The organism is Methylobacterium sp. P5_C11 (assembly GCF_054049775.1).
On the sequence record NZ_JBFULS010000054.1, the window covers coordinates 20,720 to 41,126 of the forward strand.

The 20,407-nt window shown below is 71.0% G+C and carries 19 protein-coding genes; 10 read left to right on the forward strand and 9 right to left on the reverse strand.

What is annotated here, in order from left to right; translation table 11 throughout:
* Positions 1–385 precede the first annotated feature (385 nt).
* The 3 genes from ACXJKQ_RS22360 to ACXJKQ_RS22370 all read left to right on the forward strand — a co-directional run bounded on the left by ACXJKQ_RS22360 (position 386) and on the right by ACXJKQ_RS22370 (position 2,555).
* Complete coding sequence (locus ACXJKQ_RS22360) at positions 386–1,672, forward strand: Zn-dependent hydrolase (protein ID WP_457107891.1); 1,287 nt, start codon at positions 386–388, stop codon at positions 1,670–1,672.
* Positions 1,673–1,719: 47 nt separating this feature from the next.
* A complete protein-coding gene (locus tag ACXJKQ_RS22365; protein ID WP_457107892.1) occupies positions 1,720–2,019 on the forward strand; it encodes a hypothetical protein in 300 nt (99 codons plus the stop codon).
* Positions 2,020–2,099: 80 nt separating this feature from the next.
* Positions 2,100–2,555 (forward strand): SRPBCC family protein, encoded by a 456-nt coding sequence (locus ACXJKQ_RS22370; RefSeq protein ID WP_457107893.1) that lies wholly within the window; start codon positions 2,100–2,102, stop codon positions 2,553–2,555.
* 9 nt (positions 2,556–2,564) lie between these two features.
* Here ACXJKQ_RS22370 and ACXJKQ_RS22375 read toward each other — a convergent pair whose 3' ends face one another.
* Positions 2,565–2,816, reverse strand: a complete 252-nt coding sequence (locus tag ACXJKQ_RS22375) for a hypothetical protein (RefSeq protein WP_457107894.1) — start codon at positions 2,814–2,816, stop codon at positions 2,565–2,567.
* A 156-nt stretch (positions 2,817–2,972) separates the two neighbouring features.
* Between ACXJKQ_RS22375 and ACXJKQ_RS22380 the strand changes: the two genes are divergently transcribed.
* From ACXJKQ_RS22380 to ACXJKQ_RS22390, 3 genes are all read left to right on the forward strand, one after another.
* Positions 2,973–3,773 (forward strand): spermidine synthase, encoded by an 801-nt coding sequence (locus ACXJKQ_RS22380; protein ID WP_457107895.1) that lies wholly within the window; start codon positions 2,973–2,975, stop codon positions 3,771–3,773.
* Between the two features lie 339 nt (positions 3,774–4,112).
* Positions 4,113–4,319 carry a hypothetical protein gene (locus ACXJKQ_RS22385; RefSeq protein WP_457107896.1) on the forward strand — a complete coding sequence of 69 codons (207 nt, stop codon included), beginning with the start codon at positions 4,113–4,115 and terminating at the stop codon, positions 4,317–4,319.
* A gap of 522 nt (positions 4,320–4,841) precedes the next feature.
* On the forward strand, positions 4,842–5,255 hold the full coding sequence (locus ACXJKQ_RS22390; protein WP_457107897.1) for a hypothetical protein: 414 nt from the start codon (positions 4,842–4,844) through the stop codon (positions 5,253–5,255).
* A gap of 542 nt (positions 5,256–5,797) precedes the next feature.
* Here the strand turns inward: ACXJKQ_RS22390 and ACXJKQ_RS22395 are convergent.
* Positions 5,798–6,745: a LysR substrate-binding domain-containing protein gene (locus tag ACXJKQ_RS22395; protein WP_457107898.1), complete on the reverse strand. Its 948-nt coding sequence runs from the start codon at positions 6,743–6,745 to the stop codon at positions 5,798–5,800.
* Positions 6,746–6,846: 101 nt separating this feature from the next.
* On the opposite strand from ACXJKQ_RS22395, the gene ACXJKQ_RS22400 reads away from it, so the two are divergent.
* Genes ACXJKQ_RS22400 through ACXJKQ_RS22410 form a run of 3 tightly spaced genes read left to right on the forward strand, consistent with a single transcriptional unit; the run spans position 6,847 to position 8,658 of the window.
* The gene (locus ACXJKQ_RS22400; protein ID WP_457107899.1) at positions 6,847–7,455 is read left to right on the forward strand and encodes a YceI family protein; all 609 of its coding nucleotides are present in this window, start codon (positions 6,847–6,849) and stop codon (positions 7,453–7,455) included.
* Positions 7,456–7,471: 16 nt separating this feature from the next.
* A complete protein-coding gene (locus tag ACXJKQ_RS22405) occupies positions 7,472–8,077 on the forward strand; it encodes a cytochrome b (RefSeq protein WP_457107900.1) in 606 nt (201 codons plus the stop codon).
* Positions 8,074–8,658 (forward strand): YceI family protein, encoded by a 585-nt coding sequence (locus ACXJKQ_RS22410; RefSeq protein WP_457107901.1) that lies wholly within the window; start codon positions 8,074–8,076, stop codon positions 8,656–8,658. The genes ACXJKQ_RS22405 and ACXJKQ_RS22410 overlap by 4 nt, the downstream gene beginning before the upstream one ends.
* A 150-nt stretch (positions 8,659–8,808) precedes the next feature.
* Here the strand turns inward: ACXJKQ_RS22410 and ACXJKQ_RS22415 are convergent, their stop codons facing one another.
* The 3 genes from ACXJKQ_RS22415 to ACXJKQ_RS22425 all read right to left on the reverse strand — a co-directional run bounded on the left by ACXJKQ_RS22415 (position 8,809) and on the right by ACXJKQ_RS22425 (position 13,079).
* Positions 8,809–9,387, reverse strand: a complete 579-nt coding sequence (locus tag ACXJKQ_RS22415) for an N-acetyltransferase family protein (protein ID WP_457107902.1) — start codon at positions 9,385–9,387, stop codon at positions 8,809–8,811.
* Positions 9,387–11,732: an Orn/Lys/Arg family decarboxylase gene (locus ACXJKQ_RS22420; RefSeq protein ID WP_457107903.1), complete on the reverse strand. Its 2,346-nt coding sequence runs from the start codon at positions 11,730–11,732 to the stop codon at positions 9,387–9,389. Before ACXJKQ_RS22420 ends, ACXJKQ_RS22415 begins: the two co-directional genes overlap by 1 nt.
* A gap of 366 nt (positions 11,733–12,098) precedes the next feature.
* On the reverse strand, positions 12,099–13,079 hold the full coding sequence (locus ACXJKQ_RS22425) for a hydroxyacid dehydrogenase (protein ID WP_457107904.1): 981 nt from the start codon (positions 13,077–13,079) through the stop codon (positions 12,099–12,101).
* Between the two features lie 504 nt (positions 13,080–13,583).
* Between ACXJKQ_RS22425 and ACXJKQ_RS22430 the strand changes: the two genes are divergently transcribed.
* Positions 13,584–14,339, forward strand: a complete 756-nt coding sequence (locus ACXJKQ_RS22430) for a hypothetical protein (RefSeq protein ID WP_457107905.1) — start codon at positions 13,584–13,586, stop codon at positions 14,337–14,339.
* A gap of 9 nt (positions 14,340–14,348) precedes the next feature.
* Here the strand turns inward: ACXJKQ_RS22430 and metB are convergent, their stop codons facing one another.
* From metB to ACXJKQ_RS22450, 4 genes are all read right to left on the reverse strand, one after another.
* The gene (metB, locus tag ACXJKQ_RS22435; RefSeq protein ID WP_457107906.1) at positions 14,349–15,509 is read right to left on the reverse strand and encodes a cystathionine gamma-synthase; all 1,161 of its coding nucleotides are present in this window, start codon (positions 15,507–15,509) and stop codon (positions 14,349–14,351) included.
* A gap of 223 nt (positions 15,510–15,732) precedes the next feature.
* Positions 15,733–16,626 (reverse strand): BLUF domain-containing protein, encoded by an 894-nt coding sequence (locus ACXJKQ_RS22440; protein ID WP_457107907.1) that lies wholly within the window; start codon positions 16,624–16,626, stop codon positions 15,733–15,735.
* Positions 16,623–18,377 (reverse strand): putative bifunctional diguanylate cyclase/phosphodiesterase, encoded by a 1,755-nt coding sequence (locus tag ACXJKQ_RS22445; RefSeq protein WP_457107908.1) that lies wholly within the window; start codon positions 18,375–18,377, stop codon positions 16,623–16,625. Before ACXJKQ_RS22445 ends, ACXJKQ_RS22440 begins: the two co-directional genes overlap by 4 nt.
* A 202-nt stretch (positions 18,378–18,579) precedes the next feature.
* Positions 18,580–19,527: an acetamidase/formamidase family protein gene (locus ACXJKQ_RS22450; RefSeq protein WP_457107909.1), complete on the reverse strand. Its 948-nt coding sequence runs from the start codon at positions 19,525–19,527 to the stop codon at positions 18,580–18,582.
* Positions 19,528–20,407 lie beyond the last annotated feature (880 nt).

The following is a 20,407-nucleotide window of genomic DNA, read 5'->3' on the forward strand; positions in this document are numbered from 1 at the left end:
GAGCGATGATCGTCCGGCCGCGGACGGATTGATCCGCCACACGGGCCGTCCGCAACTCCGATGTCCAGTATCGACTGAAAAGATCCGGCGCACGACAGCTTCGGACACGGGGTCACGGAAGCCGTCCGGCCGGTCTCACTGCCGATGATGACGATCCAGGGCTCGGGGCAATTCGGGCCTCGACAAACCTCGGTCGTCCCGATTCGACCGAAGAACCGACTTCACATCGCGCAGACGGGGATCAATCGATCACAAATGATCGGTCGCCGCCCCGATCACGCCGGAATCTGTATTCCCACCGTCGGAATGCCCGCCGGCCCGCCCTGGCGCGGGGGCGGAGCGCGCCGTACCCTGGACCTTCCGGTAGGCGTTCGGCAGAGGCCCGATGGATCGCACGGTGGACCGCATCAACCTTCCGCTCTCGCGGGACCGGCTCTGGAACAGCCTGATGGACCTCGCCCGGATCGGGGCGCTCCCCAACGGCGGCAACGACCGACAGGCCCTGACCGACCGCGATGCCGAGGGCCGCGCCCTCTTCCGGCACTGGGGCGAGGCGGTGGGGCTGACCCTCACCGTCGACCGGGTCGGCACCATGGTCTTCCACCGGCCCGGGCGGGATCCGAGTCGGAAGCCGGTCGCCATCGGCAGCCATCTCGACACCCAGCCCACGGGGGGCAAGTTCGACGGACCCCTCGGCGTGCTCGCGGGGCTCGAGATCATGCGCGCCCTGCACGAGGCCGGGATCGAGACCGAGGCCCCGCTCCTGCTGATCAATTGGTGCAACGAGGAGGGCGCGCGCTTCGCCCCGCCGATGAGCGGCAGCGGGGTCGCCATGGGCATCGTCCCCGAGGCCGACATCCTGGCCACCCGGGACCTCGCCGGGCACGCGTTCGGCGACGAGTTGCGGCGCATCGGCTGGCAGGGCGAGGCGGATCCGGCGGCGCTGCGCGGGATCGGCGCCTATTTCGAGCTGCATATCGAGCAGGGCAAGCGCCTGGAGGATGCCGGCCTGACCATCGGGGTGGTCGACCGGGCGCTCGCGCAGATCTGGTACGAGATCACCGTGCTGGGCGAGGAAGCCCATGCCGGCAGCCCGATGGCCGGCCGGCGCGACGCGATGATGGCCGCGGCGGCGCTGATCACCTCCCTGGAGGACATCGCCCGCGACGCGGTCGGCGAAGGCGGCGAGCGCGGCCGCGCCACCGTGGGCGTGCTGACCGCCGAGCCTTCGAGCCGCAACATCACCCCCGGCCGGGTCTGGTTCAGCCTGGATACCCGCCACGGCGATACCGGGCAGCTGGAGGCGATGCGGACGCGGATCCGTGCCCGGGCCGACGCCCTGGCGGCGGAGCGCGGCGTCACGATCCGGGTGGAGGATTTCTGGCGGGCGCCCCCGACCGCGTTCGATCCGGTCCTGGTGGACCGCGTCCAGGCGGCCGCCGAGGCGCGGGGCCATGCCTGGACGCGCATGCCCACGGCGATCTACCACGATGCGGTCTACTGCGCCCGCGCGGTGCCGGCGGCCCTGCTGTTCTGCCCCTGCCACGGCGGGATCAGCCACAACGAGGCCGAGAGCATCACGCCGGACTGGGCGGGGGCTGGCCTGGAGGTCCTGGCCGACGCGGTTCTGGCGACCGCCGGCTTGTCCGCGGCCCGGATCGCGCAGGCCTGAGCGCCGCCCCCGCAGGCGCCCGCCGACCAACGGAGACTGGGTTCCGCATGTCCGACGACAACGTCATCCGCCCCGCCTTCGGCGTGCCCCGCACTCCCGCACCGGACCCGGAGCCCGACCTCGTGCAGGCGCCCCTGAGCGTCGTCGGCACGGGGGCCGGCCACCGGGTCGGCCTGATCCGGGATCCCTCGGCGGCCGAGGGCGACGTCATCCGGATCGTGGTCGGCCCCGAGGGCGAGCCGGGTGTCGAGACCGTGGCGCTGCTCCCCGCCGAGGCGGAGGCCGAGGCCGAGCGGATCGGCTTCGCCATCCTGCGGGCGCTGGAGGTGGTCGAAGGCGCGGTCTGAACCGCCGGGCGGCCGATGCGCGTTCTCGAAGGCGGGGGCACGACAGGCGCGAACGGGCGCCGGATCGCCGGGAGGGATTCATGACGGGCGGCAGGATCTGCAGCGCGGAGATCGCGATCCCCGCGCGGGCCGGGATGGTCTGGTCCGTGCTGACGGATCTGGAATCCTACCCCGCGTGGAACCCCTATATCCGCACGGCGACGGGGCGCCGGCGCGAGGGTGCGCGCTGGCGCCTGGAGCGGACCCTGAACGGCCGCGCCTACCGCGCGGTGCCCGTGACGGTGACCTGCTGGGAGCCCGGCCGGCGGCTGACGTGGCGCGGCGGCGTCGCGATGCCGCCCCTGCTCATCGCCGACCACGATGTCCAGATCATCGAGACCGCCGAGGGCGTCCGCCTCGTCCAGGCGCAGACTGTCGCGGGCCTGCTCGCGCCCGGCCTGTTCCCGTGGCTGAGGACGCGCCTGCAGGCCCGGTTGACCGCGATGAACGAGGCGCTCCGCGACGAGGTGGCGCGCCGGCTGGCCGAGAGCGCGTGACCCCTCGGGTCAGACGATCGGCTTCGGCTTGATGACGGGCGAGCGCGTCATGCTCTCGATCGCCCGGCCGGGCCGTCCGGCCTTCTGGGCGATCTCCTCCTCCTGCTCGGCGATCAGCTGCCGGGCCGGCTCGTCGCCGTCCAGGCCGCCGAGGATCTCGGCCGGCACGCGCCGGTTCGAGGCCCGTGAGCCGTCCGTGAAGACGATATCGAACAGAACGGAGCCCCGCTCCTGCGGTCTCGACTTGATGCGCTTGGCCATAGGTGCTGATACGCCGCCGGAATCGGTCGCGGCAAGGTGCGGCGTCGGGCGGGGGGTTGCGCGGGGCGCACTGCCGAGCCCGCGCGCCGCCTCGCTCCCGCCGCGATCCCTCCGCGCGCCCGTCCGGGACGGGCGCCGGCAAACGAGGACGCGCGCGTGGTACCCTGGGTTCATCTCGATACCGGCTCCGTGCCGGGCGGCGGCACCGACCTGCGGCTGATGCGGCGCGGCGACGAGTTCGCGATCCTCGCCGACACGATCGAGCTGATGAACAACCGGCGCAGCGGCTCGGAGGTGGCGCTCGCGGCGATGACCTGCGCGCGGCTCCAGGACCGGCCGCGCGCCCGGATCCTGATCGGCGGCCTCGGCATGGGCTTCACCCTGCGGGCCGCGCTCGACAATCTCGGCGCCGAGGCGCGGGTGGTGGTGGCCGAGCTGGTGCCGGCGGTGGTCGCCTGGGCGCGCGGGCCGCTGGCCCACGTCTTCGCCGGCTGCCTGGACGATCCGCGGGTCGACCTCCAGGAGGCCGACGTCAACCGCCTGATCCAGGCCGGCCCGGAGCGCTACGACGCGATCCTGCTCGACGTCGACAACGGCCCGGAGGGGCTCATGCGCAAGGCGAACGACCGCCTCTACGACAATTGGGGCCTCAAGCGCGCCCGGTGGGCGCTGCGGCCGGGCGGCATCCTGGGCGTCTGGTCGGGCGCGCCGGACCGGAAGTTCAAGAGCCGGCTGCAGCGCTCCGGCTTCGCGGTCGACGAGCTGCGCATCCACGCGAGCGGCCGGGGCAGCGGCCCGAAGCATGTGGTCTGGCTTGGGACCCGGACCGAGGGAGGGATCGAGGGCGTGGCCGAAGGCCGGGCCGAGAGCCCGATTCGGGGCCGGAGCGCCGAACGGGCGGAGGGCGGCTCCGGACCGCGCGGACCGGCCCCGGGCCGGAGGCGGCCGGCGCGCTAGGGCCGGTCCCGCGCGGGTTGCGACCGGGTTCCAAGGTTCGCGACCGCGGGGTGAGGATCGACGATGCGGCCGCCGCTGCGTTCCAACCAGCCCCCTCATCCTGATGTGAACGCGCCAGCGGGCCTCGAAGGTGGGCTCCAGGGATCGTGCGACCGGCTGGAGGCTCCTTCGAGTCCTCCGCTGCGCTCTGGCAACTCTGGATGAGGGGGCTGGGTCCGAGGGCCGGTCCCGGTCCGGAGTCCCGGCGCGGTAACGCGGGGGAACGGCTCCGGCGGCTGGGGCTGCCGCGCACCGTCGCACCCCCTGTCCCGACGCGAGAGGCTTCCGCACATTTCCAGCATGGGTGCGACGGGCGGGCATCTCTACACGGTCGAGGTCAGGCCGAGCCGGCACGATCCCGGCCGCTTCACCTGGGCGATCCGCGACCGCGGCAAGCTGGTCCGTGGTTCGTACCGCCCGCACAGCTCCGAGCACGCGGCGCGTACCGTCGCGGAGGCCGAGATCGAGCGGCTGATCGGCCAGGACGGCCGCTCCAGGGGGACCTGAAGACGCTCTTGCCGACGATGGGACCTGCTGCCCGGCCAGCGCCACGGAACCGTCCCGGATCTGGAATCGCCCGGCCCGGGCAGAGACCCTGCCGGCTTTCACGTCCGCATAAAAGGATGCCGCGCGTCCGGCGGCGCCTCACTCGCAGCAAGCGCAAAAGATCGTGTCTTTTGCGCATGGCTCAGCGGTTTGACCGGGTCACTTATGCATGGCTTCCGGGCGTCCAGTCCGTTGCCTGCCGCACTGCGGTATCCTATCTCTGCATTGCGGGATGGCGATGGCGTCGCGATCCCGCTGCCCTTCTTGGGCGTTTCCTCCCTAGACTTCGGGCCGCTCCTTCGGGAGTGGCCTTTTTTGTTTGCGCCGAACCGGCGTTTGGGAACGTCGCGATCAAGCGGAACCGGGAGCTTGGCGGTACGTTTTTCCGCCATGGAACACTATCGCTCCACCCTCGGTACCACTGCCGTTGCCGTATTCGGGCTGGTGGTGGCTGCGCATATTCTGCATCCAGGCAATTACGAGGTGCAGACACGTCCCGCGCGGCCGGTCATGGCCGCCGCCGAACCGGCTGCCTGGACCGATCCGCCGGCCCGGCTCGCCGCCACGGAGACCACCGGGGCGCTGGCCGCGCTCACCGCCACGCGGATCGCCGCCGTGGTCCCCCCGGCCGCGGTGCCGGCTCCGGCGCTGCCCGCCGAAATGGCGCGCCCGGTCGAACCGTCCCGCAAGGCCGCGGCGTTCCATCGCGCCCGGGCCGCGGACCGTGGGACGCATCGGGTCGCCCGGCTCCGTCACGCCACGATCGTCCGCACCGCGCAGTCTGATCGAGCCCCCGTCGCCGCCTCGGCTCCGCCGTCGGCCCGCGCCTCCGAGTCCGGGAAGATCGATCCGATCGGTGATATCATCCGCGGTCTCGGTTTCGGCCGCGACGGCTGATTCCGCCCCTGGATCCGATTCGACGGGGAGGGTGAGCTTCATCGTCGGGTGAAGCTCGCACCGGAGGACGAAATCGCCCGGCTCGGCAAGGGTGAGGCGTTCCTCGGCACCCGGCTTCTGAGACCCGGCATCGAACCGAGAACCGGTCCGCTTCGAAGGCGTGATGGGCCAGGCGCGGGTCGCGGCCGTGCAGGGCGTTCGTGTCGGCGCGGTGCAGATACAGGTCCGTGGGCATGTAGCGGCGACCCTGCTGCAGGACGATCCGGGTCGCGTCGGGCAGCGAGGCCCGAGCCCTCTTCAGAGCGACGCTCGTGCCGGCAGGCTCAGGATTCCGACGGCGAAAAGGGGACGCAGGCACCCGCTGCAAGGGGGCATGATGGGCGTCCGGAACCAAACCGATTCGTCCCCATCGGTGTGGAGCGATGACAGGGCGGCCGCTGGAGCGCATCCCGCGCAGAACCGCTGAATGGACCCCTGCTTTCAGGATCAAGATTTATCTGAATATCTTAGAGACGACCAATAAATATTGCATTATATTTGTATCATCCTTCAAGATCCGGGTTTATTTGCTGGTATTCGCCTGATGCCAGGGCGGTGCGGACGTGTTCTCGGAAAACCTGGACCCGTGCCGGCAACTCGCGCCCGGCCAGGGTGACGGCGCGCAGGTGCGCGCCGCGGGTCGCCCAGGGGCTGAGCACCCGCACGATGTCGCCGGCCTTCACGGCGCGGGCGGCGACGAGGCTCGGGAGATGGCCGATCCCGGCCCCCGCCAGGGTCAGGCGATGCGCGGTGGCGAAGTCGCTGACCCGGATCGCGGGGCTCAGGACCAGGGATTCGGTGCGGCCCTGCCCGTCGGTCAGCGGCAGCCCCGCCGTGCCGAACCGCTCTCGGGCGAGGATCAGATCGTGGTCGTGCAGGTCGGCGAGGTTGCTGGGGGCCGGGCGACGCAACAGGTAGGCGGGCGCAGCGTAGAGACCGACCGCCAGGGTCGCCAGGACCAGCGCCCGGTAGCCGGTTTCCTCCGCGCCGCCGAGCCGCAAGGCAAGGTCGATCCGGTTGGCCGCAAGGTCCAGGCGCGCATCGGTGTTCAGCATATCCACGGTGATCTGCGGGTAGGCAGTCCGGAAGCTCGCCACGATCTCGGGCATCACCTCGACCCCGAAATCGATCGAGGTCGTGATCCGCAGGTGCCCGGCCGGCACCGTGCGGGCGTCGCGGGCGGTTTCGGCCGCCTCGTCGAGGAGCGTCAGGCTTTCCTGGGCCTTGGCGTAGAAGGCGAGGCCCTCGGCGGTCGGCGAAACCGCCCGCGAGGTCCGCGCCATCAACCGTGCGCCCAGCGCCTGTTCCAGGCGGGAGATCCGCCGGCTGACGCTGCCCTTGGTCTCCCGCAGGCTCGCGGCGGCGGCCGTCACCGTGCCGAGGTCGACTACGGTGCAGAAGGCGCGCACGTCGTCGAGTCCGCCCCGGAAGGTTTCCGTTCTCGCAACCATGGGGTTCCGGATAGCAGGCTCAATCGGCGCCGTGAACGGGTCTACAGGGCTGCTGCGGCGCAGCGAATCGCGCTCGGCCGTCTGCTCTGCAGGAGACACCCTTGAAGTCGATTCTCGCCACCGGCCTGCTGGCCCTGCTGGTCGCCACCCCAGTCCTGGCCCAGACCCCGCCGACCCGCGATCCGGCCCAGATCCAGTCCGGCACCTACGCGGTCGATCCCGGACACACCCAGGTCGGCTGGCGGGTCTCCCATATGGGCTTCTCGAACTACGCCGGCGGCTTCTCGGACGTGTCCGGCACGCTGGAGCTGCAGCCGAAGACCCCGGCTTCCGCCAAGCTCTCGGTGAAGATCCCGGTCGCCTCGGTGACGACCACCAGCGCCAAGCTCACCGACGAGCTCAAGGGCGACCAGTGGCTCGACGCCGCCAAGTTCCCCGACATGACCTTCGTGTCCACCAAGGTCACGCCGGCCGGCAAGGACCACGCAAAGGTGACGGGCGACCTGACGCTCCACGGCGTGACCAAGGCGGTGACCCTCGACGTCACCCTGGTGGGCGCCGGCGTGAATCCGCTGAGCAAGAAATACACGGTCGGCTTCGAGGCCACCGGCACGCTCAAGCGCTCCGAGTTCGGGGTGAAGACCTACGTGCCGCTGATCGGCGACGAGCTGCACCTCACGATCGCGGGCGCCTTCGAGAAGCAGGACTGACCCGAGAGGATCCGCCATGGCGACCGCGGTTTCCGCGCGGCGGTACTCCGCCGTGGCGATCCTGCTGCACTGGGCGAGCGCGCTGGCCGTGCTCGTCCTGATCGGCCTCGGGCTGACCATGACGCACGCGGCCCTGGCGCCGCTGCGCCAGTTCCAGCTCTACCAGTGGCACAAGTCGGTCGGCGTCACCGTGCTGGCGCTGACGGCCCTGCGCGTCCTCTGGCGCCTGACCCGCCGGCCGCCGCCGCATCCGGCTGGGATGCCCGCGCGGGAGCGCCGGGCGGCCGCGGCGGCGCATCACCTGCTGTACCTGCTGCTCGTCGGGCTGCCCCTGACCGGCTGGGCCGTGGTGTCGCTGTCGCCGTTCAACATCCCGACCGTGCTGTACGGGTTCGTGCCCTGGCCGCACCTGCCGCTGGCGGCCCTCGTCCCCGACCCGGCCGCCGCCGAGGGTATCCTGAAGCGGGTCCACGCCCTGGTGGCGTGGGTCCTGGCGGCGCTGCTTGCGGTCCACGTGGCGGCGGCCCTGCGCCACCACCTCCTCCTGCGCGACGACGTGCTGCGCCGCATGCTGCCGGGGCGTCGGCCGTTGCATGCCCCAACCGTAGAGCCGACCCAATGACCGCGCGTCACCTCTGCCTGCTCGCGGCGCTCCAGAGCGCGCTTCTGGGCGCGGCGCTGCCGGCCTCCGCGGCCGAGTGGGCGGTCGATCCGGCCAAGAGCGCCATCCGGTTCTCCGGCGTGCAGGTCGGCGTCCCGTTCACCGGGCGGTTCGAGCGGTTCAAGGCCAGTGTGGATTTCGATCCCGCCAAACCCGAGGCGGGCCACGCCCTCGTGCTGGTCGACCTCGCCAGCGCGCGGACGGGGGACGTCCAGCGCGACGAGGCCCTGCCGCAGAAGGACTGGTTCGACGTCAAGGCGGCGCGCGAGGCGCGCTTCGAGGCGACCCGCTTCGTCGACAAGGGGCAGGGCGACTACACGGCGATCGGGACGCTGACGATCCGCGGCACGAGGCTGCCGGTGACGCTGCCGTTCCACCTGACCCTCGACGGCGGCACGGCGCATGCTACCGGGCGGGTCGGCCTCGTCCGCACCGAGTTCGGCGTCGGGCAGGGGGCGTGGGCCTCGGGCCAGTGGGTGGCGCTCGATGTCGGCGTCGAGGTCGACCTCGTCGCGGCGGCGCGGCCGGCGGCCGGCCACTGATACCGGTTCCGGACGAGTCCTTCGACCGGCGTCACCCGCTCCGTCATCGCGAGCGCAGCGAAGCGACCCAGGGCAGCGCGCCCTCCGTAAGTGTGGCGCTACTGGATTGCTTCGCTGCGCTCGCAACGACGGCGGCCCGGTCCCGGCCCGCTACCCCGGCCGGTCCTCCGACCCGGTTCCCAGCGCCCGCTGGACCATGACGCTGTCCGACCAGTGGCCGTACTTGAAGCCCACCGCCCGCAGGTAGCCGACCCGCTCGAACCCGCAGGCCTCGTGGAGACGCAGCGAGGCCGCGTTCTCGGCGTCGATGTAGCCGATCATCTGGCGGTAGCCGCCCGCCGCGCAGGCCTCGATCAGGGCCGGCAGCAGCCGCCGGCCGATCCCGGCATGGAGGTGGTCGGGATGCACGTAGATCGAGTGCTTGAGGGTGTAGCGGTAGGCCGGGCGCTTCCGGAACGGCACCGCGTAGGCATAGCCCGCCACCGCGCCGTCCCGGTCGGCCACGAGGTGCGGCAGGCGCTTCTTGCGCATGGTCTTGCGCCGCCGCTTCAGGTCGTCGGGGAGCAGCCGGTCCTCCTCGGCGACGCTGACATCGGTCACGCCCTTGCCGATATGGTGCTCATAGATCGCCACCATCGCCTCGACATCGGCGTCCGAGGAGGCGCGGATCACGATGTCGGGGCAGGAACGGGTCGCGAGGGGCTCGATCGTCTCGACCTCGATCTCCATCAGGCCCCCTCCCGCGCCACGTAGGTGTGGAAGCGGATCCGCCCGTCCGGATCGACCTCGCGGTAGACGCCCTGGATCTCGGCCTCGAAGCCCGGGAACAGGTTGGCCGAGGCCTCGAACATCTTGAAATAGTCGAGCATGGGCTTCGCCCGGTCGTCTAGGCGCTCGCCCGGCAGCACCGTGCCGATGCCCGGCGGATAGACCAGCATCAGCGTGGTGGCGATGCGCCCCTCGGCCTCGGCGATCGGCACGTAGTCGACCTTGTTGCGGGTCAGCAGCTGGGCGGCGCGCTTGGGCGGCATCACCATCTCGGGCAGGTGTTCCGGCGCGAACTGGCGCCGCTGCAGCGCCGAGGTGCCGGCCTCCCGGTGGAAGGCGTGAAGTTCGCCGCAGAGGTCGCGCAGGCGCACGCCCCGGTAGCGGTTCGGCCGGCGGTTGACGAATTCCGGCATGGCCTCCTCCAGCGGGACGTTGTCGTCGTGGAGCCGCTTGAAGGCGACGAGGCCCGAGATCAGCGTGCCGGCCTTGGAGGATTCGACCCCCGGGGTCAGCAGGAAGAGCAGCGAGTTGAGGTCGTTCTTCTCGGCGACGATCCGGTTCTCACGCAGGTATTGCGCCACGATCGGCGCCGGCACGCCGTGCTGGGCGTAGGCTCCCGTGTGCCGGTCGAAGCCGGGGGTCAGCACGGTGAGCTTGTTCGGGTCGGTGATGGCGTAGCCCGGCGCCACGTGGGTGAAGCCGTGCCAGCGGGCGCCCGGCTTCAGCTCCCAGTGGCGCGGCGTGGCGGCCAGTTCGTCGGTGGGCACGCTCTCCCAGGGCACCTCGGCGCCGTCGGCGTTCACCGTCACGTCCGGCACGAAGGGGTCGAAGAACCAGCGCCGGGCCGGATCGCCCTCGCGCTCCTCGAATTCCCGCCGGATCGCCCGGACCTTCTTGCGCCACTCGATCCCGAGCCGGATCGTGTCGTCCCACAGGATCATGCCCGAGCGCCCCTTCATCATCTGGGCGCCGACATCGAGGGAGGCGAAGAGCGGGTAGAACGGCGAGGTCGAGGCGTGGACGAGGAAGCTCTCATTGAGGCGCTTGTGCTCGACCCGCCGGGTCTGGCCGCGGATATGCCCGTCCCGGGTGTGGATCTGTGAGGCCTGGGAGAAGCTCGCGAGCTGCTTGTGGGTCGATTGCGTGGCGACGATGCCGGGCGAGGTCTCGTCGAGGCCGGTGAGCCCCATGGCGAAGCGCCGCGCGTAGAGCGGGTGGAACTTCATGAAGCCCGCCCAGGCCTCGTCGAACAGGATGTAGTCGCAGAGGTGGCCGATCTTCTCCAGGATCGTCTGGGCGTCGTAGATCGTGCCGTCGTAGGTGCATTGCTCGATCACCGCGACCCGGAACGGCCGCTCCCGTCGCCACGCCTCCGGATCGGTCACCAGCGGGTTCCGGCGGATTTTTTCCCGGATCCGGGCCTCATCCAGGGCCTCGTGGTACATCGGCCCGATCAGCCCGTAGGCGTTGCGGTCGGTCTCCAGGAAGATCGGGATGCCGCCGCCCAGGAACAGGGCGCCGTGATGGGCCGCCTTGTGGTTGTTGCGGTCGAACAGGACGAGGTCGTCCTCGGCCACCAGGGAGGACAGGACGATCTTGTTGGAGGCGGAGGTGCCGTTGAGGACGAAGTAGGTCTTCTCCGCCCCGAAGATCTTGGCGGCCTCCTTCTGGGCCTTCAGCGCCGGACCCTCGTGGGTCAGCAGGTCGCCGAGGTCGAGGACCGAGTTGTCGAGGTCGTCGCGGAAGATCGCCTCGCCCAGATGCTCGACGAAGATCCGTCCGATGGGGGATCGGTTATAAAAGATCCCGCCGTTGTGGCCCGGGCAGGTCCAGAGCTGGTTGCCCTTCTCGGCGTAGTCGACGAGCGCGCCGAAGAACGGTGTCTTGAGGGTCTCGGCGTACTGCGTGACCCGGCTGACGAGGCCGCGGGCGATGAATTCCGGCGTCTCCTCGGCGAGGAAGATGTAGCCGTCGATGAAGTCGAGGAGCTCGACCGGGATGTCCTCCAGCCGCTTGCGGCGGACCATGATGACGATCGGCATCTCCAGGCCGCGCCGGCGCATCATGTCGATGAGGGCTGCGGCCTTGCCGTCGAGGCCGCGCTTGCCCCAGTCGACGACGAGGCAGCCGACCGCCGCGTCGGTCTGGACCGCGATGGCCGCGTCCTCGACGCGCCGGGCGCGCACCACCTCGAAGCCGCGCTGCTCCACGGCTGCCACGATCTGGTTGACGCGCGCGCCCTCGAGATCGTCTGGGTCGAAGGCCGGGGCGCACATCAGGACCGTGAAGCGACGGTGAAAGTCCATGGAGCCCTCTCTGGCCTCGGATGCAGCGGGTGGCTTTCCGGCCCGTCTGCGACGATTGCATGACACGGCGCGCGGCGAGCGGTCTCGGTCCGGACGAAACACCGTGATCCGGGCGGGAGCGCGGGAGCGCGGCGTCCCACGCTCACGATTTCCGGTTGAACGCTCCGGTCGATCCAGCCCTCTCGGTCATCGCGAGCGTAGCGAAGCGACCCAGGGCAGCGCGACCTCGGTCAGCGTGGCGCGACACTGGATTGCTTCGCTCCGCTCGCAACGACGGAGGCACCGAAGCGATCGACCTGACACGGTTTCACACCTCAGGGTGCGTGGCGGGGCTGGAGGCCCGCCGCGGGCAACGCGCGACCGGCCTCACACCCCGCGCCGCTGCTCCCAGACGGCCGGGTTGACCAGCCCGCCCGGCCGCCGGCCGGCGAGGACATCGACCACGCGGGTCGCGGCGGTCTCGGCGGTGCGGATCAGGGCCGCCCCGGTGGAGCCGCCGACATGGGGCGTCAGGATCGCCCGGGGCTGGCGGGCGAGGGGGTGATCGACCGGCAGCGGCTCCTGGGCGAAGACGTCGAGCCCGGCGCCCGCGATCGTGCCGGCTTCCAGCGCCTCCACCAGGGCCGCCTCGTCGATCAGGCCGCCGCGGCTGGTGTTGATCAGGAAGGCCTCCCGCTTCATCCGCGTGAGCTGGTCCCGGCCGATCAGGCCACGGGTGGCCGGGGTCAGCGGCACATGCAGGGAGACGATGTCGGCTTCGCCCAGGAGCGCGTCGACCGAGGCGGCCCGCAGGGCGCCGACATTGGCGAAGTCCGCGTCGGGCCGGCTCGGCCCGTAGGCCAGCACCCGCAGGCCCAGGGCGGCGCCGAGCCGGGCGGTCGCCTGCCCGATCGCCCCGAAGCCGACGAGGCCCAGCGTCAGGCCGGCGAGCTCGACCAAGCGGGCGGTGAACTTGAAGCTGTCGTCGCCGGCCCGGACCGAGCGGTCGGCCTCCGGCAGGGCCTTGGCCAGGGCGAAGATCAGCGCCAGCGTCTGCTCGGCCACCGAGACGGCGTTGGCGCCGGGCGTGTTGACCACCACGATCCCGGCCTCGGTCGCCTCGGCGGTGGCGACGTGGTCTGTGCCCGTGCCGTGCACGCCGATCACCCGCAGGGCCGGCGCCGCCGCGATGGCGCGGGCCGGGAAGCCGGTGTTGCGGGTGATGACGGCGACGCAGTCGGCGACCTCGCGCGCCAGCGTCTCGGGATCGGTCCCGCTCGCCGGGCGCGGCTCCAGCCCGGCTGCGCGCAACCTTTCGAGGCCCGCCGCGTGGATCGGCTGGACGATGAGGCACGGACCGGTGATCACGGCGGAAGCTGCCTCTGCAAACGGAAAGGGGTGGCGGAGAAACGTGCGCCCGGCTCGTCTAAGGCGGGGCGTGCAGCCCTGGCAACAGGCGGCTTCGAGGTCCGCATCCTCAACGGCGCGGTCGTGACGACCGGGCGGCGCCTCGTCGACCGCGCGAACAGACAGGCTCTGCCGGAGTGGGCGCACCGCGACCTCCGCCTGCGCCATACAGGTCCCGCCGCCAGCGCGTCCCGGAGCCTCGGGGATCGTGAGGCACCGTGACCTGCCGCCAGCTCCGGATGCTTCGACAACCCCGCGCGCCCTCCGCTCGGACGGGACGATGTTTCACGGGAAACATCGCCTTAACCATGAGCGGAACGCGGACCACTACGTTCCCGCCGCGGGCTTCGGAGGCTCGGCAGCCCGACGGATGGCGATCCAATCGCGCGACCGGGTCCGGGATCGGCCCTCTGTTGCAGCGGCGCCGTCGCCGCGCGCCGCGCCGCGGGTTACCACCGGCCTGACATGACGACATCGAGCTGGCGCACCCTCCGAAACGTGCAGGCCCAGGCGCGGCTGGAGCGCGCCCTGCCGCCGGTCTTCCCGACGCCCGTCCTCCGCCACGCCCTGGCCCGCCCCCTGATCCCGCCGACGCCGCGACTCGCCGTCGAGAGCTACTGGCGCAGCCACATCCTCCGCGCCGACCGGCTGGCCCGCGCCCTGGCGGCCCGCTCGGGGACCCCGGAGGGCTGGACCTGGCAGCTCGGCGCGGAGGGGCGCGCCGGAAGCTTCCGGATGCCGCCCGCGCCCTATCGTGATCCGGCCTTCGCCCGGGGGCGGGGGACCTGTTGCATCTGCGGCCAGCCGGTCTACCGGTTCGGCTGGCACCGGGATCTCTGGGAGCGGGGCGTGCCCAACGCCAGGGCCGGCTGGCACGCCGCCTGTGTCGCCGCCTGGAAGTTCTGGATCGCCCCGCACGCCCAGGTCCGGGCGCTGAAGCTCCGCCAGCGGCATCGCTGCGCCACCTCCGGCAAGCGCCTGATGCGGACGGCCGAGGTCGACCATGCCCTGCCGCTCTACCGGGTCTGGCGGGAGCATCGCGAGGCGCCCTGGCCGGACCTGCTCGGCTACTGGGGCGCGCCGAACCTCCAGGTGGTCAACCGCGCCGTCCATGTCGACAAGTGCCGCGACGAGGCGGCCGAGCGCTCCCGGACCCACCAGCTCGCCCGCTTCCGCGTGGTCGAGGACGAGTCCGGGTTCAGCGTGGTCGAGGAGGCGTGAGCCGCCGGCTCAGCCGCCCAGCGCCCCGAGCGCCCGCGACAGGTCGGCGAGCAGGTCGGCCTCGGCCTCCAGTCCCACCGACAGGCGCAGCAGCCCGTCGGTGATGCCCGCGATCGCCCGTGCCTCCGGATCCATCGCGGCGTGCGTCATGGTCGGCGGATGGGCCACCAGGCTCTCGACGCCTCCCAGCGACTCGGCCAGCGTGAACACCCGCAGGGCTTCCACGAAGGTCTTCACCGCCGCCCGCCCGCCGGCCAGCTCGAAGCTCAGCATGGCGCCGAATCCCGCCTGCTGGGACTGGGCCAGGGCGTGTCCCGGATGCGTGGTCAGGCCCGGATAGTGCACGCGGGCCACGGCCGGATGCGCATCCAGGAAGGCGGCCAGGGCGGCGGCGTTGCGCTGCTGCTGCTCCACCCGCACGAACAGGGTGCGCAGGCCCCGGAGCGTCAGGTAGGCATCGAGGGGCGAGCCGGTGACGCCGATCGTGTTCGCCCAGGCGGCGAGGTCCTCCCCCACGGCCGCGTCGGCGGCGATCACGGCCCCGCCGATCACGTCGGAATGGCCGTTGAGGAACTTGGTGGTGGAGTGGACGACGAGATCGGCCCCGAGGGTGATCGGCCGCTGGAGGGCGGGCGACAGGAAGGTGTTGTCGACCACGGCCAGCGCCCCCGCGGCCTTCGCATCCGCGGTGATCCGTCGGACGTCCACCACGCGCATCAGCGGATTGCTCGGCGTCTCGATCAGCACGACCTTCGGCCCCTCGGCCAGCGCCGCCGCCAGGGCGTCCGGGTCCGTCTGATCGACGAAGGCCACGCGGTAATGGCCGCGGGCGCTGCGGAAGCTCAGCAGACGGTGGGTCCCGCCGTAGCAATCGTGCGGGGCGACCAGGAGGTCGCCCGGCCGCAGGCTCGAGAGGGCGAGGTCGATGGCCGCCATGCCGCTCGCCACCATGACGGCCCGGGCGCCGCCCTCGAGCTTGGCGATCGTGTCGGCCAGGGCGTCGCGCGTCGGGTTGCCGAGGCGGGAATAGTCGTAGGGGCCGGCCTGCTCGAAGGCCGGAAATTTGAAGGTCGTGGACAGGTGGATCGGCGCGATGACCGCCCCGAAGGCGGAGTCCTGGGCCACGCCGTTGGCCGCCGCCACGGTGCGGGCCGCAAATCCCTCTGACATCGACTCTTCCTCCACGCACGGACCGCCCGGTCGGCCGAACCCAGACCCGGCGATCGTTCTTTATGGAGAACGTATCAGACTTTCAAGAGAACGATCGGTCTTCACCAACCTGCGGTCGGCCGGAGCCTGGCCGTCAGCGCGCCGAAGGGCCGTGCGCCGGCTCATCCTGCGATCGGACCGGCGCGTTGCGCCGCTTCGAAACGGTCGACGCGTCGCGCAGGATTCAGGCCGCGCGGGACTCGCGTTTCGCCGACGGGGACGGGCCGTCCGTCTCGGCCTCGATGGAGTCGCGCACGCCGTCGGCTTCCTGAGCCATGGCGCGGGCGAGCAGGCCCGCCCGCCCGGCCCAGAGGTCCCGCGCGTCGCGCAGGGCCTCGATCCGATCCTCGGAGGCGGCCAGGGTGACGCGCAGGGCGTCGATCTCCGCCCGCAGCTCGGTCGTACGCTGCCGCTCGCTCGCCAGCGCCGCCTTGAGCACGCTGAGGGCCGCCTCGGTCGCGCCCCGAGCCCCGGCAGGCCGCTTCGGGCTCGCGGTGGCCTGAGGGGCCGTCTCGGGTCGCAGCTGCGCGATCTCCGCCCGCACCTGCGCGACGTCGAGCCCGGCAACCGCGCGCGTTTCGGGCGCGGTTTCCAGGGAGACGGCCTCGAGGAGGACGGCTTCCTGGGGGACGGTCTGCGGGGCCGAGACACCCTCCTCTTCGAGAACGAGTCCGTGCAGCATGGCGAAGACCCGGTCGCCGTCGAGGCGCGCGAGGTCGAACCCGCTCTCCCTCGCGAGGCCGCTGAAGCGGGCCTTCCCGCCGTCCGACTGGCCGACGAACGCCATCGACCAGTTCGCGAAGCCGCGGCTCTCCGCGGGGCCGCATTGGAGGACGGTGACGTCGCTGTGCCGCAGGTCGCGCTGGATCCGCTCGAACGTCGCCTCGACTCCCCGCCGCGGGCCCTCGAGCACCTGCGCGAAGGCGCCCCCGTTGAACATCAGGGCGCCGGTCACCCCGACCGCCGTGTTGTTCCGCTGAGACGCATCCAGGATCTGCCGAATGGCGGCCATCACTTCCGGCTCCGGTCCCTGGAGCAGGTTCTTGCTGGCATAGACGAGACGGTACAGGTCGCTCATGGCAATGCGTCCGGGAGGGAAGAGGGTCGGGCCTGCGGGAAGCCGGCGAAGACCTGGCGCAGGTCCTCGGCGGGGACGGGTTTGCTGATCAGGTAACCCTGGACGTCGGTGCAGCCCTCCAGGCGGATGCGCTGCAGCTGCTCGGCCGTCTCGACACCTTCGGCCACCGTGGTCATGCCCAGGCTCTTGCCGAGGCCCGCGATGGCCCGGATGATCGCTTCGCCGTCGGGCTTGCTGGTCAGGTCGTTCACGAAGGAGCGGTCGATCTTGATCTTGTCGAACGGGAACGAGCGCAGGTAGCTGAGCGACGAGTAGCCGGTCCCGAAATCGTCCATCGAGACGCGCACCCCGAGTTCCCGCAGCCGGTGCAGGGTCTGGAGCGTCTTGTCGTTCTCCTGCAGCAGCACGCCCTCGGTGATCTCCACCTCCAGCCGCCGCGCCGACAGGCCGGAGCCCGCCAGCGCCGAGATGATCGTCTCCACGAGCCGGTCGCTCTTGAACTGCGCCGGGGAGACGTTCACCGCCACCGACATCGGGTCCGGCCAGGTCATGGCGTCGCGGCAGGCCTGCCGGATCACCCATTCGCCGATCGGGACGATCAGGCCGATCTCCTCAGCCAGCGGGATGAAGTCGAGGGGCGAGACCAAGCCGCGCTCGGGATGCCGCCACCGGATCAGGGCCTCGCAGCCGATCAACCGGCCGGTCGCGAGCTGCAGCTGCGGCTGATAGTGCAGCTGGAATTCCCGGCGGGCCAGCGCTTGGCGCATGTCGAGTTCGAGTTTCCGGCGCGCCTGCATGCGCGCATCCATCTCGGGCTCGAAGAACCGATAGGTGCCGCGGCCGTCGAGCTTGGCCCGGTAGAGGGCGAGGTCGGCGTTCTTCAGGAGCCTGTCGGCGTCGGCCCCGTCCTCCGGCGCCAGCGCCACGCCGACGCTGGCGCCGATCGTCAGGAGATGGCCTTCCACCATGTAGGTCCGGCCGATCAGATCGACGACGCGGCGGGCGAGCGCCTGCGTGCCCGCCGCGTCGCGGATCCCCGTCTGCAGGATGACGAACTCGTCGCCGCCGATCCGGGCCACCGTGTCGGTCGGGCGCACGGTGGAGCGCAGGCGGTCGGCCACGGTCTCCAGCAATGCGTCCCCGATCGGGTGGCCGAGCGTGTCGTTGACCGGCTTGAACCGGTCGAGATCGATCAGCAGCAGGGCGCAGGCCTCGCCGGTGCGCGCGAGGCGGGCCAGGGCCTCGGCGAGGCGCTCCCGCAGGAGCAGCCGGTTGGGCAGGCCGGTGAGGGGATCCAGCCGCGCCATCGCGTCGGCCCGGGCCTCGGTGGCCTTGCGGGTGCTGACGTCCTCGAGGGTCACGACCCAGCCCCCATCCGCGAGGGGATGGAGTTCCGCCTGGACCGTATGGTCCCGGTGCCGCAGCTCGAACATCGCCGGCTGCCGCCGCGCCAGGGACCGACGCAGGGTGCGCAGGAGCGTGCGCCGCGGTGGCGCGGTGTCGCTCCGCAGGGCGCGTAGCAAGGGTATCGCGGCCGCGTTCGCCCGCAGCGAGACCGCCACGTCGGCCAGAAGATGCCGTGCCGGGGCGTTCGCGGCGATCACCGTCCCCGCGCGGTCGATCATCAGAAGTCCCTGCCGGACCGCATCGAGATAGGGGAGCAGGGGATCTCGCGTGACGCCCTGCATCGCCGGAATCGCGTGCGCCGCCGCGCGGTTCGACAGGGCGGCTGGCTGGAGATCCGGGCACATGCCAGGTGGCCTTGGAATGGGCTGCCGTGCGAGGCGCAGCAGGAATACGAGGTCTCAATACGCCGGGAGATGCTAATCCAGCGTTTAAGTATCCTGAAAATACGATCTTGATCTAAGTTAAGCGCCCGATAGCGCTGTGTTGACCGGGACGGGCAGGCCATCGGCAGCGCCCATCCCGGGTGGCGGGAGCGGACCGGCGCGGTCAGGCGCTTATCAGGGCGCTCTTCGGCAGCAGCATGTGAACGCCCTTGTTGCCGTCCACGGTCTGGGTGATCCGCAGGTTCCCGGCCAGGGAGCACAGCATGTAGGCTTGGTTGCGAGTGAGGCGCGTGCGGGCGCAGATGAGGCGGATCATCTCGCGGACCGCCTGCCGCATGGCCTCGTCCAAGCTCTCGTGGAGGCCGAGGCTCATCAGGTCGGTGGCGGTTTCGGCGTAGGGCCAAGTGCCCTGGAGATCCGGGCGCGCCGTCAGCCGGAAGGTGCCGCTCAGGCCTGTTTCCAGCGCGGTGATGCAGACCTCGCCGTCGCCCTGCACGCCGTGGCCGTCGCCCGCGTAGAAGCCGCCGCCGGGGTTGAAGACCGGCAGGTACAGGGTGGTGCCGACCTTCAGTTCCTTGTTGTCCATGTTGCCGCCGAAGGCCCGCGGGATCGACGTGCCGACGCGGCCCCAGGCGGCCGGCGGAGCGGTGCCCAGGATGCCGAAGAACGGATCGAGGGGCAGCTCCGTCCCCCAGGGCAGGCGGCAGACGCCCCGGGCGGTGTCGATGTCGGCATGGACGGTCTCGTAGTCAGTGAATTCGTCCGGCAGGGTGCCGAGCAGCGGCAGGATCGACACGAAGCCCCAGTCGAGGCGGAACGTCAGGTCCAAGATGTCGACCTGCAGCAGGTCGCCGGGCCGGGCACCCTCCACGTGGACAGGCCCGGTGACGAAATGCGGTCCCAGGCCGCGCTCCAGCGTGTCGAGGGCGTGCAGCAGGTCGGGCGGCACCCGGGCCGGATCGGGGTGCAATGATTCGCGGCCGCCCGCCGGATGCGCGTGCAGGGTGACGGTGTCGCCGGACGCGATCGTCAGCACGGGCGGCCGCGCGGCGTCGAAGGTGCCGAGCACCATGGTGTCCGGGATGGCGGGAATCTCGTGGTGACGCGGCATCGTCTGTCCCTCCTGCAATGCTGAGATGGAGCGGCGGGTTGGCAAGTCGCGCGCCCGACGCAAGCTGGGCGCCGGATGATCCTGTGCCATGACCGTTCGCCCGCATGCGCGAGCGGGCCTCCAGGCCAGGGTCCGCAGGACGGCGCCCGGATGCATGCGCGACCCGGCCGCGGCACGTGCGCCACCCGGCCCCTTGCGCATCGCGGCGGGGCCGACTACATCACCGCCATCGGAACCGACGGCCACGCCGTCCTCCGGAACTTCCATCATGACCGCCGGCCAGCATCGACCTTCGGGTCGGGACGCTGCCGGGCTTGAGCACAGGCTCAAACCCGACGTTCGGCACAGGATGGAGCGTCCATCGTCCAACACCGCAGAGGAAGCCCCCTGGGCCGCCCGACGCTGTGCTTTTTCGGCGGATGGCACCGGATACCGGCTCGACCGGTTCGGTTCATTCGCCGGGAAAAGGTCGGTTGACAGGAAATCTGGGGCGGCCTATACGGCGCCTCCCGACGCGGTCCGGAAGAAAAACCGGGCGGGTCGGACGGACTTCCAGAGGTTTAGAAAAGTAGATCTGGCGAAAGCCGAGGTACTTGACTTCTCCTCTAAAGGTAATTACGAAAGTGATTACTGATCTTTGACAAGTTATGATTGAGGAAGGGAGACGCGGGCGGCGTTTGTCCTTGCGGCTGGGTCTTATGGCCTGGCGTGAGAGACTTGTGCCGATCTGTTGTTTTCTTTCTGAGCTCACCGACGGGTATTTGGCGCTGTGAAGCGTTGGGTGCTTGGTCGATGTGAGGCTCCGTCTGAGAATATATGTGATCGGCCAGATCAATCTCTTCAACGTGAGAGTTTGATCCTGGCTCAGAGCGAACGCTGG